Origin of the sequence: Sphingopyxis bauzanensis (assembly GCF_002205675.1) — a bacterium.
Classification (GTDB): domain Bacteria; phylum Pseudomonadota; class Alphaproteobacteria; order Sphingomonadales; family Sphingomonadaceae; genus Sphingopyxis; species Sphingopyxis bauzanensis.
Window position 1 is genome coordinate 25,832 of record NZ_NISK01000004.1, and the last position, 15,410, is coordinate 41,241.

Consider the following 15,410-nt stretch of genomic DNA (forward strand, 5'->3'; position numbering starts at 1 on the left):
TACTCCAAAGGAAGATGTCATGATCCGCGCCGCGCTCTATGCCCGCTATTCCTCCGATCAACAGAGTTCGGCCTCGATCGCCGACCAGCAGCGCATCTGCCGCGAACGCGCAGCGTGCGAAGGGTGGCAGATCGAAGGCGCCTATGAGGATGCCGCGATCTCGGGCGCGAGCATGATTCTTCGCCCCGGCATTCAGCGGCTGCTTGCCGACGCGCAGGCGGGCAAGTTCGATATCGTCCTCGCCGAGGCGCTCGACCGCGTGTCGCGCGATCAGGCCGATGTCGCGACACTGTTCAAGCATTTGCAGTTTGCGCGGGTGCCGCTGGTTACGCTCGCTGAAGGGGAAATCTCCGAACTGCACGTGGGGCTCAAGGGAACGATGAACGCGCTGTTCCTCAAGGACCTTGCGAAGAAAACCCATCGCGGCCTGCGCGGGCGCGTTGAGAAGGGCTTCTCGGCTGGGGCGGTGGGCTATGGCTATCGCATGATCCGGCGCCTTTCGAGCGAAGGCGAGCTGGTGCGCGGCGAGCGCGAGATCGACCCCGCCGCGGCGCTGATCGTCGAGCGCATCTTCCGCGAATTCGCGGCGGGCAAGAGCCCGCTCGCAATCGCGCGCGGCCTCAACGCCGATGGCATATCGGGGCCAGCGGGCAAGGCTTGGCGCGATACCAGCATCCGCGGCGATGTTCGCCGGGGGACCGGTATCCTCAACAACGAGCTTTACGTCGGCGTCCGGGTCTGGAACCACAAGCATTCGGTCAAAGACCCGAGCACCGGCAAGAGCGTCATGCGCCTCAATCCCGAAGGCGAATGGGTGCGGAAAGCGGCTCCAGAGCTTCGCGTCGTCAGCGATGACCTCTGGGCAGCGGTCAAGCGCCAGCAGGCGGCGCTTGCCGAGCGCCACACAGCGGTCAAGGAAGCCGCACAGGCGCGCGCGCTGCATGGCGCTCGTCGGCCCGCCTATCTTCTCTCGGGGCTCCTTGAATGCGGCGCCTGCGGCGGTGTCTATGCGATCGTCGTAGCAGACCGCTATGGCTGCGCCGGTCATCATCGCGGTCGTGCCTGCACCAACGGTCGGACGATCCGGCGCGAGCTATTAGAGCGAAGGGCGCTGGCAGGCATGACCGACAAGCTCGTGTCGGCGGACAAGATCGAGGCAGCGGTCGCAGCCTATACAGCGCACATCAACCGCGAGAACCGCGAGCGGCGGATTGAGGCCGATACCGATCGGCGCGCGCTCGCGAAGATCGACAAGGCCGTCGCGGGCATCATGGCTGCGATCGAGGACGGACTATACCAGCCTGCCATGAAGGCGCGCATGGCCGAGTTGGAACGCGAAAAATCCGAAATCACCGCGCGCCTTGCCGAGGCGCCGCAGGATGTTCCAGACATCCATCCCGGCATCGCCGAAATCTACAAGCGCAAGGTGGAACGGCTGACCGAGACACTCGCTGACCCTGAAACGCGGCTCGATGCTTCGAGCGACATTCGCTCGCTCGTTGGAAAGATCGTGCTGCATCCCGGCGCGAAGCGCGGGGAAATCCATGCGACCCTTCACGGGTCGTTGATGGGGATACTCGACTTCGCTAACGACAACCCGTCGCCCGACGCCAGCCGAGTTATAACATCGGTGGCCTCGGGTTCGCGGGGATGACGAAATCAGGCAATGTCTCTACGCCTAAACTGCACCCTGCAACTACGTATCTGTTCATCAGCCGCCTATCGCAACACCCGCCATGCCAAGTCCGCAAACTCGCACAGCAACGGCCGTGTGTCGCGCGGATCGATAATATCCTCGACCCCGAATTTCTCCGCCGTCCGGAACGGCGAACGCACCCGATTCAACCGCTCGCGAATCGCCTCCAGATGCGCGGCCGGATCCTTGGCCGCCTCGAGCTCGCTCTTGTACGCAACTTCGACCCCGCCCTCGATCGGCAGACTCCCCCAATCGCCCGACGGCCACGCGAAACGGTACTGGAACCGCTCGGCATTCGACATCGCGCTGCCCGCGATCCCATAGGCGCGGCGCACCACCACCGACGCCAGCGGCACCGTCGCGCGGTAGATCGCGTTCATCGCCTGCACCCCGTAACGGATCGTCCCCGTCCGCTCGGCCTCGCCGCCGATCATGAAGCCCGGATTGTCGACGAGGTGCACGATCGGCAGTCGGAACTGGTCGGCCAGCTTGACGAACCGCTCGGCCTTCTCACTCGTCTTCGCATCCCACGATCCGCCAAGATAGGAGGGATCGCTAGCGAGCACCGCGACCGGATAGCCATCGAGCCGCGCAAACGCGGTGATCACCGCCCGCCCCCAACGCGCACCCATTTCGAAAAAGCTCCCGCGATCGAACACCGCGTCCGCGATCCGCCGCATCGCATAAACCTGCTTGGCTTCGCGCGGTACCGCCGCCAGCAAGCTCTCCTCGCGCCGGTCGGCCGGATCGCTGCATTCGGTCCGCAGCGCCCGATCATGGATCGACGAGGGCAAGTACGACAGGAAGCGCCGCGCCGCCGCAAACGCGTCGGCCTCGCTCGCGACCTCGTCGTCGACAACGCCGTTGCGCGTATGCACGCCGGTGCCGCCCAGTTCCTCGCGGTCGAGCGTATCGCCGATTACCGCCGCGACCGCCGGCCCCGCCGCGAACAGCTGCGACAGCCCGCGCACCATAACGCTGTAGTGGCTCGCCACCACCCGCGCGGCGCCGAGCCCCGCCGTCGGCCCCAGCGCGAGCGCCACCACCGGCACCGTGTCGAGATTGGCGATGATCTCCTGCCAGCCCGGCACATGCGGGATATAGGTGTAGCCCATATCCTCCAGCGTCTTGACCGACCCGCCACCGCCGGTGCCGTCGATCATCCGGATCAACGGCAGCCGATATTCATGCGCCATCGCCTCGCACTGCACGAACTTGCGGTGCAGCGCCGCATCCGCCGCGCCGCCGCGCACCGTGAAATCGTCGGCGCTGGCAACCACTGGCCGCCCGTTGATATTCGCGCGGCCAAAGATGAAATTACTCGCGGCGAGGTCTTCCAGCTCGCCGTCCGGGCCATATTTGCCGCGCCCCGCGATCTTGCCGATCTCGCGAAAACTACCCGCATCGACCATCCCCGCGAGCCGCGCCCGCGCGTCCATCTTGCCGCGGCTGTGCTGGCGCGCGACCTTTTCCTCGCCGCCCATCTTCTCGGCCAGCGCGCGCCGCGCCGCGAGTTCGTCGATCTCTTTTTTCCAGCTCATGGGATAAAGGCTATCTGACGTTGACGGAAACGTCATGCAAAACCTTGCCCGCCTCTGCCCCGCTGCTATCGTTGTCCGATGATCCGCAAATTCTTCGCTACCCTGGCCGCCTCGCTGCTCCTGATGGCGCCCGCACTCGCCGCTGACAGCGCCGTCCCACGCACCCTCACCGGCATCGAAGACGCCTATAAAAGCGACGCCTTCAACGCCGACCCAATGCCCGCCATCGACATCACCCTCGCCGCGGCAAAGGCGTCGGGCAAGCGCGTGTTACTGGTGATGGGCACCGGCGGTTGTCACGACAGCGCCTGGTTTGCGGCGGTGCGCGACCGATACGAGATCGTCTATGCCGACATCGGCATGCCGCACGTCCGCGGGCTTGGTCGCAACCCCCAAGTGCCCAAGCGCTTCCGCTTCCGCATCAAGGGCACGCCCACCGTCGCCGTGCTCGACACCGAAGGCCGCGTGCTCAATCGCAAGGCGGCGCCCAAATGGCGCAACGCCGCCAGCCGCAGCGACGACGGCATCTATAACGAGCTGATGAATTAGGAAGAGAGACATGGCCGATATGAACCTTGCGGGGCGCGTCGCGCTCGTCACCGGCGCGTCGCGCGGGATCGGTCGCGGCATCGCCATCGGGCTCGCCGAGGCGGGCGCCGACGTCGCGGTCAACTTCACCCGCGGCGAGGAGGCCGCCGCCGAAACCGTCACCGCAATCGAAACGATCGGGCGCAAGGCAAAAGCCTATCAAGCGTCGGTCACTGACGAAGCCGCCTGCGCCGCGATGATTGCTGCGGTCGAAGCCGACTTCGGTCCAATGTCGATCCTGATCAACAACGCGGGCATCGCGAGCCGCGGCCAGTCGGTCGCCGACACCAGCCCCGAAGAAGTCGACAAACTCTTCGCCGTCCACGCCGGTGGCCCGCACCGCCTGTCGCGCCTCGCGCTGCCGCAGCTTCGCACCCACGCACGCAGCGACATCATTTTCATCTCCAGCATTGCGACCTATGTGAACTCGCCCAATGGCGCCCCCTACACGATGGCGAAAGCGGCGGGCGAAGCCCTCGCGCTGACGCTGGCCAAGGAGGAACTCGCGTACGGCGTCCGCGTCAACATCGTCGCGCCCGCGCTCACCGTCAGCGATATGGGTGAAAAACTCTCGCGCGCGATCACTGGCCAGGACGACATCCAGCATCTCGCCGCCAAAATGCCCTTCGGCCGCGTCGCCGTCCCCGCCGATGTGGCCGCGGCGGTGCTGTGGTTCGTCAGCGACGCGAACAGCTATTGCTCAGGCCAGAAACTCAATATCGATGGTGCGGGACAAGCGACGTTTCGATAAAAACAATCCTCCTCGTCGCGCAGCGATGGGGAGGCGGCAGCCCGAAGCGCTGACGGAGGGTCATTGGCGCGACTGTCGCAGCCCCTCCACCCCTCCCCGTGAATTCGTCACAGGGAGAATAAAAAGCTCACACCATCCCATGCTCCGCCGGAATCCCCGACGGTGGCCCCACCGGCATTCGCATCAATTCGGCCTCGCTCGCGCCCGCCTCATAACGCGCTAGCAATTCGTCTGGATCATATTCGATCCCGATGGGATTGCCGCCGAACGCTTCGCTCTGCATATAGGCGACCGCGTCCGCCACTGTGCCGTGATCGACCTGAAACTCCATCCGGTTGCCGTCGGGGTCGGTATAATAGAGCGACAGCGTCGTCCCGTGGTGGATCGGCCAATAGGGTGTGATCCCCGCCGCCTTCAGCCGTTTGTAAACCTCCATCAGATCGCCCGCGCTAGCATAGGTATAGGCGACATGATTGACCCCGACATCGCCGCGCCCGCCATCGCCGCCCGGTTTCAGCAACTCGAGGTTCGCGAACGCAAAGCGGTGATGCTCGTCGTCATAGGTCAGGAAAGCGAGCGCCGGGTCCTGATGCACGACCTCGGCCTCGAACACCTGTTGGTACCAGGCGATCATCGCGTCATAGCGCCGTGTCATATAGACGACGTGCGCGAACTTGCTCGGTTTCGTCATAGCCCCACTCCACCCATGACCCGGCGCGATGCTGCGCGCGTTAGTTTCGTTGTGCAAGCCCGAATCCCTCGGCTAGTGGCGGGTCATGCGCCCCGATTCGGCCTCTCCCGTCATCCCGTTCCTGATCGCATGCGCGGGTATTGCGACCTTTTCGGCGATGGACGTGCTCATGAAGGGGCTGTCGATCGACATCGGTGCCTATAACGCTGTCCTGTGGCGCACCGGCGCCGGTACGATCCTCAGCGGCGCGATCTATTTCGCCAGTCGCCCCGCAATGCCCGACCGCGCAACGCTACGTATTCACGCCATTCGCTCACTGTTCGTCGCGGGCATGGCGGTCAGCTTTTTCTGGGCGCTCGCGCGGTTGCCGATGGCCGAGGCGATCGCGATCGCCTTCATTGCCCCGCTCGCGACGCTCTACATGGCCGCGATCTTCCTCGGCGAGAAGATCGGGCCGCGCTCGATCATGGCGTCGGTGCTCGGCATCGCCGGGGTGCTGGTCATCGTCGCGGGCAAGCTCGGCCGCGGCGACTATGCGCCCGAAGCCCTGTGGGCGGTCGGCGCGGTCGTCGCCTCGGCGCTGCTCTATGCCTATAACCTCATCCTCGCGCGGCGGCAGGCCAAGATGGCCGAGCCGATGGAGATCGCCTTTTTCCAGAACGGCTTCGTCGCGCTGATCCTCGCGCTCGGCGCCCCTTGGTTCCTCGCGGTTCCCGGCAGCGATCAGGCGATCCCGCTCGTCGGCGCCGCCTTCCTCGCGGTAACGTCGCTGCTCCTGCTGAGCTGGGCCTATGCCCGCGCCGAAGCGCAAATCCTGGCGACCACCGAATATACCGGCTTCCTGTGGGCGATGCTGTTCGGCTGGATGTTCTTCGATGAAGCGGTAACCTGGCCGACGATCGTCGGGGCGGTACTGATCGTCGTCGGCTGTCTGATCGTGGCGCGCAAAACCCCGCAGCTCGATCCGATCGAACCGGCAGCGGCTTAGATTAGTCTCACACGAAGACACAAAGACGGCCGTCGACACCCCGCGCGTGGGCTCGTCGCCGCAGGCGATTTCATGAAAGAGCTACGCGCAACCGACGAACGACATCGGCGTACCTGCCCCGCCCTCTTTGTGTCTTTGTGTGAGTCAAAAAATCACACCGCGGCGCGCGAAAGCCGATCATTGATCGCCGCGCCCAACCCCTCGCCGGGAATCCTCGCCACCGCAATCTTCGCCTTCGCGCCCGCTGCCCCCGCGTGCAGCGCATCGAACAGGCGCGCCGCCGCCTCGGTCAGATCGCCTTTTGCGCTCAACTGGTAATCGCCCGTCGCCGAACCAAACCCGATCCCGAACTCGTCGTCCGCAAAATCCACCGCGCCCAGCCGCACCGGCTTGCCCGGCGCATAATGGCTCTCAAGCATCCCTGGCGCGACGATCTCTGATCCCGTCACCCCGATCACCGGTAACCCGCTTGCCGCGGCCAGCATCTCCGCTGTCACCGGCCCCGGACGCAGCACCTCAACGGCGTCATCCTTCACCCGCCCGATCGTCGATTCCACCCCCGCCATGCAGGGACCATCGTCGATCACCAGCGCGATCCGGCCGTGCAGCGTCGCCAACACATGTTCAGCTTTCGTCGGGCTCACCCCCCCGCTCGCGTTGGCGCTCGGCGCCGCCAACGGTGCGCCGGTTTCCGCGAGCAGCGCCTGCATCGCGCGATGACCCGGCACCCGCAGTGCGATCGTGTCGAGCCCCGCAGTCGCGACGCTTGCGACCGGACAGTCGGTCGTCCTCGGCACCACCAAAGTCAGCGGCCCCGGCCAGAACCGTGCCGCCAGCGCGCATTCAACCGCACCGAAGACCCCTAGCCGCTTGGCTGCCGCCAGATCCCGCACATGCACAATTAGCGGGTTGAAATCGGGCCGCCCCTTCGCCGCATAGATGCGCGCCACCGCCTCCGCATTGCGCGCATCGGCAGCCAGGCCGTAGACGGTCTCGGTCGGCACCGCGACCGGTTCGCCCGCCGCCACCAATTCGGCAGCGTGCGCAATAGCTGCGCTATCGAACGCACGAACAAGACTGGGCTTTGAGGCATCGGCCATGCCGCGCTATAGCGCCCGCGCAACGAGATTCACCAGCAAAGTCGGAACCCTCACGATGACCTATACGCCACCGACCACCGAACAACTCTTCGTTCTCGATCATATCGCGCGCATCGACGCGATGGCTGCGCACGACAAATTCGCCGCCGCGACCCCCGACATGGTCGAGGCGATCGTCAACGGCATCGGCGAGTTCGCCGCCGAGGTTTACGCTCCGCTCAACCGCGTCGGCGACGTTCAGAACCCTAAATGGGAGGACGGCAAAGTCACGATGCCCCCCGGTTTTAAGGAAGCCTATCAGGCATTCGTCGACGCAGGCTGGGGAAGCATCGACGCACCCGAAGCATATGGCGGCCAAGGCCTGCCCTTCACGCTGGCAACCGTGATCATCGAGGCGCTCGGCACCGCCGACATGGGCTTTACCCTCTGCAACATCCTGACCCCCGGCGCGATCCACGCGTTGATGGCCTATGGCACCGAAGAGCAGCGCCAGACTTGGCTCCCGAACCTCGTCTCGGGCGCATGGAACGGCACAATGAACCTGACCGAGCCCGCCGCGGGCAGCGATGTCGGCGCGCTGCGTTCGACCGCCGAGAAGGTCACCGAAGGCGAACATGCCGGGCTCTACCGGATCAAGGGCCAGAAAATCTTCATCACCTTTGGCGAGCACGACCTCACCGACAATATCGTCCACCTTGTCCTCGCGCGCACCCCAGGCGCGCCCGAGGGGACGCGCGGCATCTCGCTCTTCCTCGTCCCCAAATACCGCCTCGATGCCGATGGCAAACCCGCGCATTCGAACGGCGTGCGCTGCGCGTCGATCGAGCACAAGCTGGGCATCCATGGCTCGCCGACCGCGGTGATGATCTATGGCGAGGACGAGGATTGCCTAGGCGAAATCGTCGGCGCCGAAATGGGCGGCATGCGCGCGATGTTCGTGATGATGAACGCCGCGCGCCTGCTCGTCGGCTGTCAGGGCGTCCAGATCGCCGAACGCGCCACGCAGCAGGCGCAGCGCTTCGCCGCCGAGCGCGTCCAGTCGGCGCTCGTGGGCGGCATCGACCGCTCCCCGGTGACGATCGACCAGCACCCCGACGTCCGCCGCATGCTGTGGCGGATGCGCGCCCAGACCGAGGCGGCGCGCGCGCTGACCTATTACGCCGCGGCGCAGACCGATTTCGGCAAGCTCGGCGACGAAGCCGCCGCGATGCGCGCCGAAATCCTGATCCCACTGGTCAAGGCGCACGCGACCGACATCGGCTGCGAAGTCGCCAGCCTCGGCATCCAGGTCCATGGCGGCATGGGCTTTATCGAGGAAACCGGCGCCGCGCAGCACTATCGCGACGCGCGCATCGCCCCGATCTATGAAGGTACCAACGGCATTCAGGCCGCCGATCTGGTCGGCCGTAAGCTTGGCATGGCGGGCGGCGATCTTGTCCGCGGGCTGATCGATGATATCGCGCACGGCGCCGCGGATTTCCCCGAGCTCCAGCAGCTCGCCGATGCCTGCCGCGCAGTGACTGACTGGATGGTCGGCGCAATCACCGGCGATCGTCTCGCGGGCAGCTATCCATATCTCACGATGCTAGCCACTGCGACCTGCGGCTGGCTGATGGCGCTGCAACATCAGGCGGCAAAGGCGGCACTCGACGAAGGCAGCGGCGACCGCGCGTTTCTCGAGGCCAAAATCGCCTCGACACGCTTTTACCTTGGGCAGATTGTCCCCGCAGCGACAGGCCTTGCTCCCTCGGCGCTGGCGGGCGACGCGGCGCTCGCGCCGCTGCCGAGATTGGCCTGAAACTGGCAGATTCAAGCCGCTTTTCCTCGCGTCGCCAACGGCAAGAATTTGTTCATGATTAACGCGATGATAACGATCTGGGACTAGGCACAACCGGCAATTGCTGGAGACGTGGGTGCCCATTCCGGTCAAAAATCTGATCATCAGCTGGCGCACGCTCGCGCTGTCGCTGCTACTAAGCGTAGCAGCGGGACTTTCGTCGATCGCCGAACCTGCCGATCGCATCATCGAAGCGGCGATCGGGCGCCTCGCGTGGCGGGCGGTTTCGGGCGATATCGTCGTGGTTGCGCTCGACGAAAAGACGCTCGCCAAATATGGCAAAAACGACTTTTCGATGCGGCGGCACGCCGATGTTGTCGATGCAATAAAAAACGCTGGTGCTAAGCGCCTGTTTATCGACTTCACTTACGAACGACGCCAGAATGATCCGGACTTGGCGCTGCTGGCCAATGCCGTGAAGCGGTGGCAAAATCGGGTCGTGCTGGCTGCCTCGGCAAAAAATGCCCAGGGAGGCAAAGCCGAACTTACCAACCTACCGGGCCCCGCTTTCGGGACTCAAGCGTTGATTGCGTGCATCGGATGGCAGTATGAATTCTGGCAGGTGTGGCGCATTCCAATTACGTTGGAAGTCGACGGAAAACCGGTGCCTAGCTTTTCCTCGCTTCTGGCCCACCGGTCCTCCGACAAGGGCGGAGTTTATGCTCTCGACTATTCGTACAGGACCGACACGATCCCATATGTCAGTGCTGCGGACGTTCTGTCTGGTGATGCTGGCCGCCGCGAACTTGAAGGCAAAGACGTGGTCTTCGCACCGACGGCAGCCACTTTTCAAGACAATCATTATCTTCCGGGCAGTGATCGTGTACCAGGAGCCTACATCCATGTGGTTGGCGCCGAGACGCTGAAACGTGGCATGCCCATCGACATTGGATGGCTGCCGGGCCTGCTTTTCGCAGTAATTGCGCTGCTCGTTGGCATGGCTTTCCGGCGGGCGCGTTGGTTCAACGCTGCTGCACTGGCAACCGTCGGAATCATGATAATAGGCAAGATCCTCCTGACGACCATTTTGGTCAGCAGTTCGATCGGGGCCGGCCTGTTTCTGGTGGCGACAATAGGTGCGAACGTATCGCGCACGAATCGTCATCGTTCAGCCCAGCGCGAAAACCCGGTATCGGGTCTCCCCAATTTCGAAGCGCTGCGATCGCAGGCGCCGTTTGGCAGCACGACGGTCGTCGCCGCTAAGGTCGTCAATTTCGAGGATCTCGCTGCTTTCATCCCAGGTGACGGGATTGGCAAACTGATCGAGCAGGTCACGCGCCGCCTGTTGCTCGCGTCACAAGGTACGGCGCTTCATCACGACCTAGATGGCACTTTTGCCTGGCTGGTTCCTTATTATCAGCACAGCCAGATCGAGGGACAGCTTGCCGGGCTTGCCGCGCTGTTCAACGCGCCGCTGACGATTGGCGAATTGCGGGTCGATGTCGCGATCGCTTTCGGGGTCAACGACGAGTTTGAAGGCTCGAACGCCCAGCGTCTGGCTGCCGCGCTCGTCGCCGCCGAACGAGCGATCCGCACCCGCGCGCTGTGGACCAAATATGTGCCGCGCCAAAAGGACGACGCCGGTTGGCAGCTCTCTTTCCACTCGCAGCTTGAGGACGCGCTTACCGGCGGCGATATCTGGGTCGCGTTCCAGCCGCAATATGCGCTTTCGACGGGCCGGCTGGTCGGGGTCGAGGCGCTGGCGCGCTGGACGCATCCGACGCGCGGTCCGATCCCGCCCGACGAGTTCATCGTCCAGGCCGAAAAGAGCCAGGACATCTATCGCCTGACTTTGTTCGTGATGGACCAGGCGATCCGGTCGGCGGCGCAGTTGCACGAGCGCGGCCACCGCATCAACATGTCGGTCAATCTGTCCGCGACGCTGCTTGATCATAGCGACCTGGTCGGCACGATCCGCGTGATGCTCTCGGCGCATCATTTGCCGCCGGAGATCCTGACAATCGAGATCACCGAAACCGCCCAGATCGAAAACAGCCGCCAGGCGCGCCTGACGCTCGCCCAGCTCCGCCGCACCGGCATCCGCCTGTCGATCGACGATTATGGCACCGGCCAGTCAAACCTTGAATATCTGACAGAAATCGAGGCCGACGAAATCAAGATCGACAAGCGATTCGTGATGACCATGCGCGATTCGCAGCGGAACCGCGAAGTGGTGAAATCGACCATCGACCTAGCCCATCGCCTGGGCGCGGTTGCGGTCGCCGAAGGCATTGAAGATGCCGAAACCATGGCCCTTTTGGGCCAGCTCGGTTGCGACGTTGGCCAAGGCTATCATCTTGGCAAACCACAATTATTTTCCGAACTCGCTGCGACCCTCTCCGCCCCATCGCAAAACCGAACCGCATAACTGCCAGATTGGCGGCAATTATATGGTTAAGACTCGATTTACCTTACAAAAGATGGTAAACGCTCCGTTAACTGTTCTTCGTGGGCAGTGCCGACAGGAGATTTCACATGGGTTGGTTTTGGAAATTTCTGGGTGGCGGCGGCACCGGTAACGGTGGTGCATCGGCCTAACCTGGATGTAAATTCAGAGAGAGGGCTCCGGCATTGCCGGGGCCCTTTCTTTTTGTCCGCGGCCCGCGCGACCGCTTGATGCTCGCTGCGGCAGTGGGACCATCGGCCCAAGGCGCCACTACAGCCGTCTGGCTTCCGAGAAAAAATTCCGTTCACATCGCTGTTGCACAGAGATCCGGGCAATCCCTCGGAAACGCGGGCGCGACCCCGCCTGATCGCGCCTTGCACGCGACGAGACGAATCAAAATATCGACGAACCGAGTCCCTAAACCGTCATTTACTGTCTTGCATCGTCGCGCCGACGTGGCACTATAGATGGTGGGTCGGCCGAGGGGGCACCCCAAGAATTAGTGCTTGGCCAAAATTGGCAGATTTCCGTCGCCCATATCACATGGGCTCGGAAAACTGCTTCGTGCGGCCAAAAATATGTGCCCCCACGGATCGAATAGATGCTAGGCTGGGGCTTCGTCCCGAGTCGAACAAGACAGGAACATATGCGCTGCGGCGCATGGGCAATCGGGGACGAACAAGATGGATTTTCGCGAGACAGAACGGGTGGAGACGAGCGACGTGGCGACGGTGGAATTGACGAAGAACGAAGTGCCAGTAGCGAACGAATCGGCCCCCGAAGCGGCCCCGACCGCTAAGCTTAACGACAGCAGCGAGGCGAAGGTCCACGCGCGCCGATTCGATATCATCACCGACAAGAGCCGCGACGCGCTGCTCACCGACTTCGGCAAGGAAACGCTCGAGGATCGCTACCTGCTTCCTGGCGAATCCTATCAGGATCTCTTCGCCCGCGTCGCGTCGGCCTATGCCGATGACCAGGAGCATGCGCAGCGCCTCTATGATTATATCAGCCGCCTGTGGTTCATGCCCGCGACCCCCGTGCTGTCGAACGGCGGCACCGGCCGCGGCCTGCCGATCAGCTGTTACCTCAACTCGGTCCCCGACAGCCTCGAAGGCATCGTCGAGACGTGGAACGAGAATGTCTGGCTCGCATCACGCGGCGGCGGCATCGGCACCTATTGGGGCAGCGTGCGCGGCATTGGCGAGCCCGTTGGCCTCAACGGCAAGACCAGCGGCATCATCCCCTTCGTCCGCGTCATGGACTCGCTCACGCTCGCGATCAGCCAGGGCAGCCTGCGCCGCGGTTCGGCCGCCTGCTATCTCGACATCTCGCACCCCGAGATCGAGGAGTTCCTCGAAATCCGCAAACCGTCGGGCGACTTCAACCGCAAGGCGCTCAACCTGCACCACGGCGTGCTGATCACTGACGAGTTCATGGAAGCGGTGCGCGACGGCACCGAATTCGACCTGCGTAGCCCCAAGGACCAGAGCGTCCGCGGCAGCGTCGATGCGCGCTCGCTGTTCCAGAAGCTCGTCGAAACCCGCCTCGCGACCGGCGAGCCCTACATCATCTTTATCGACCAGGTGAACCGCATGATGCCCAAGCATCACCGCGATCTCGGCCTCAAGGTCACCACCTCGAACCTGTGCAGCGAAATCACCCTGCCCACCGGCCGCGACCATCTCGGTAACGATCGCACCGCGGTCTGCTGCCTCTCGTCGCTCAACCTCGAAACCTGGGACGAGTGGAACGGTGACAAGGGCTTTATCGAAGACGTGATGCGCATGCTCGACAACGTTTTGCAGGATTATATCGACCGCGCCCCGCCCGAAATGACGCGCGCCAAGTACAGCGCCAGCCGCGAACGCTCGGTCGGCCTCGGCGTCATGGGCTTCCACAGCTTCCTCCAGGCGCGCGGCCTGCCGTTCGAGGGCGCGATGGCGAAATCGTCGAACCTGCGCGTCTTCAAGCATATCCGCGCCCAAGTCGATCAGGCGTCGATGCTCCTCGCCAAGGAACGCGGCCCCTGCCCCGACGCCGCCGATCAGGGGGTGATGGAGCGCTTCAGCTGCAAGATGGCGATCGCGCCGACCGCGTCGATCTCGATCATCTGCGGCGGCACCAGCGCCTGCATCGAGCCGATTCCGGCGAACATCTACACGCACAAGACGCTCTCGGGCAGCTTCTCGATCCGCAACCCGCACCTCGAGGCGCTGCTCGTCGACAAGGCGAAGAACAGCGACAATATCTGGAACTCGATCCTCGAACGCGGCGGCAGCGTCCAGCACCTCGACTTCTTGACGCAGGACGAAAAGGACTGCTTCAAGACCAGCTTCGAGATCGACCAGCGCTGGCTGCTCGAACTGTCGGCCGACCGCACCCCGTACATCGATCAGGCGCAGTCGCTGAACCTGTTCATTCCCGCCGACGTCGAGAAATGGGATCTGCTCATGCTTCATTACCGCGCGTGGGAACTCGGCATCAAATCGCTCTATTATCTGCGGTCCAAGTCGGTGCAGCGCGCCGGCTTCGCGGGCGGGGTCGAGGCCGACAACACCGCAAAAGCTCCGGTCTATGAATTGCAGACCACCGACTACGACGAGTGTCTGGCCTGCCAATAAGTACGCGCCCTCTTTGATCCCCGGCGAAAGCCGGGGCCCGGAGCGGCCTTACGCCAAGCCAGACTGGACCCCGGCCTTCGCCGGGGCACACGAAACAAGAGACAAGAACCGAGGATAGCCCGCCATGCCCTTGTTAGAATCCCGCAACACCTACAAGCCCTTCGAATACCCCTGGGCGTTCGATTTCTGGAAGCGCCAGCAGCAGATCCATTGGGTTCCCGAGGAAGTGCCGCTGGGCGAGGATTGCCGCGACTGGGCGCAGAAGATCAGCGACCACGAACGCAATCTGCTCACCCAGATTTTCCGCTTCTTCACCCAAGCCGATATCGAGGTGCAGGATTGCTACCACGACAAATATGGCCGCGTGTTCAAGCCGACAGAAATCAAGATGATGCTGACCGCGTTCAGTAACATGGAAACCGTGCATATTGCGGCGTACAGCCACCTGCTCGACACCATCGGCATGCCCGAAAGCGAGTACGGCATGTTCCTCGAATATGACGAGATGCGCGCCAAGCATGATTATATGCAGCAGTTCGGCGTCGACAATGACGAGGATATTGCACGCACCCTCGCGATGTTCGGCGGCTTTACCGAAGGGCTTCAGCTCTTCGCCAGCTTCGCGATGCTGATGAACTTCCCGCGCTTCAACAAGATGAAGGGCATGGGCCAGATCGTCAGCTGGTCGATCCGAGACGAAAGCCTGCATTGCGAAGGCATCATCAAGCTGTTCCACACCTTTACCAAGGAACGCGACTGCCTGACCAAGGCGGTGAAGGAAGACATCATCGACACCTGCCAGAAAACGGTGCGGCTTGAGGATGCGTTCATCGACCTGGCGTTCGAACAGGGGCCGGTCCCCGGCATGACGCCGAAGGAAATCAAGCGCTACATCCGCTACATCGCCGACTGGCGGCTGGGGCAGCTCGGCTTCGCGCCGATCTACATGATCGAGGAACACCCGCTCCCTTGGCTCGCCCCGCTGCTCAACGGCGTCGAACACGCCAACTTCTTCGAAACGCGCGCCACCGAATACAGCAAGGGCGCCACCCGCGGCGAATGGAACAATGTCTGGTCCAGCTTCGACAACCGCAAGAAAGCCAAGGCGAACGACGATACCGCCCCGGTGATCACCGCCGAAACCGACGGCGAAGACATGTTCGCCAAGGCAGGGATCGCCGCAGAGTAAACCTCGCTGCCCCTCCCGC

At 63.3% G+C, this 15,410-nt stretch carries 11 protein-coding genes; 8 read left to right on the forward strand and 3 right to left on the reverse strand.

All coding sequences use genetic code 11. The features are described from left to right. Positions 1-19: 19 nt before the first annotated feature. A complete protein-coding gene (locus CDQ92_RS15530; RefSeq protein WP_088442364.1) occupies positions 20-1,654 on the forward strand; it encodes a recombinase family protein in 1,635 nt (544 codons plus the stop codon). A 65-nt stretch (positions 1,655-1,719) separates the two neighbouring features. Here CDQ92_RS15530 and CDQ92_RS15535 read toward each other — a convergent pair whose 3' ends face one another. Beyond that, entirely contained in the window at positions 1,720-3,237 is a 1,518-nt protein-coding gene (locus tag CDQ92_RS15535) for an acyl-CoA carboxylase subunit beta (protein ID WP_088442366.1), read from the reverse strand. Between the two features lie 78 nt (positions 3,238-3,315). Between CDQ92_RS15535 and CDQ92_RS15540 the strand changes: the two genes are divergently transcribed. Next, positions 3,316-3,786, forward strand: a complete 471-nt coding sequence (locus CDQ92_RS15540) for a thioredoxin domain-containing protein (protein WP_088442368.1) — start codon at positions 3,316-3,318, stop codon at positions 3,784-3,786. A gap of 10 nt (positions 3,787-3,796) precedes the next feature. Next, positions 3,797-4,576, forward strand: coding sequence for an SDR family NAD(P)-dependent oxidoreductase (locus CDQ92_RS15545; RefSeq protein WP_088442370.1), 780 nt, complete (start codon positions 3,797-3,799; stop codon positions 4,574-4,576). Positions 4,577-4,703: 127 nt separating this feature from the next. On the opposite strand, the gene CDQ92_RS15550 is transcribed toward CDQ92_RS15545, so the two are convergent. Then, a complete protein-coding gene (locus tag CDQ92_RS15550) occupies positions 4,704-5,267 on the reverse strand; it encodes a VOC family protein (protein ID WP_088442372.1) in 564 nt (187 codons plus the stop codon). A gap of 85 nt (positions 5,268-5,352) precedes the next feature. Here CDQ92_RS15550 and CDQ92_RS15555 point away from each other — a divergent pair, with 85 nt between their 5' ends. Then, positions 5,353-6,255 carry a DMT family transporter gene (locus tag CDQ92_RS15555; RefSeq protein WP_088442374.1) on the forward strand — a complete coding sequence of 301 codons (903 nt, stop codon included), beginning with the start codon at positions 5,353-5,355 and terminating at the stop codon, positions 6,253-6,255. A gap of 152 nt (positions 6,256-6,407) precedes the next feature. Here CDQ92_RS15555 and CDQ92_RS15560 read toward each other — a convergent pair whose 3' ends face one another. Continuing rightward, positions 6,408-7,355: an L-threonylcarbamoyladenylate synthase gene (locus CDQ92_RS15560; protein ID WP_088442376.1), complete on the reverse strand. Its 948-nt coding sequence runs from the start codon at positions 7,353-7,355 to the stop codon at positions 6,408-6,410. A gap of 55 nt (positions 7,356-7,410) precedes the next feature. Between CDQ92_RS15560 and CDQ92_RS15565 the strand changes: the two genes are divergently transcribed. From CDQ92_RS15565 to CDQ92_RS15580, 4 genes are all read left to right on the forward strand, one after another. Then, positions 7,411-9,153 (forward strand): acyl-CoA dehydrogenase family protein, encoded by a 1,743-nt coding sequence (locus tag CDQ92_RS15565; RefSeq protein WP_088443362.1) that lies wholly within the window; start codon positions 7,411-7,413, stop codon positions 9,151-9,153. A gap of 115 nt (positions 9,154-9,268) precedes the next feature. Beyond that, complete coding sequence (locus CDQ92_RS15570; RefSeq protein ID WP_088442378.1) at positions 9,269-11,560, forward strand: EAL domain-containing protein; 2,292 nt, start codon at positions 9,269-9,271, stop codon at positions 11,558-11,560. Between the two features lie 701 nt (positions 11,561-12,261). Continuing rightward, entirely contained in the window at positions 12,262-14,202 is a 1,941-nt protein-coding gene (locus tag CDQ92_RS15575; protein ID WP_088442380.1) for a ribonucleoside-diphosphate reductase subunit alpha, read from the forward strand. A 124-nt stretch (positions 14,203-14,326) separates the two neighbouring features. Next, positions 14,327-15,391, forward strand: a complete 1,065-nt coding sequence (locus CDQ92_RS15580; protein ID WP_088442382.1) for a ribonucleotide-diphosphate reductase subunit beta — start codon at positions 14,327-14,329, stop codon at positions 15,389-15,391. Positions 15,392-15,410 lie beyond the last annotated feature (19 nt).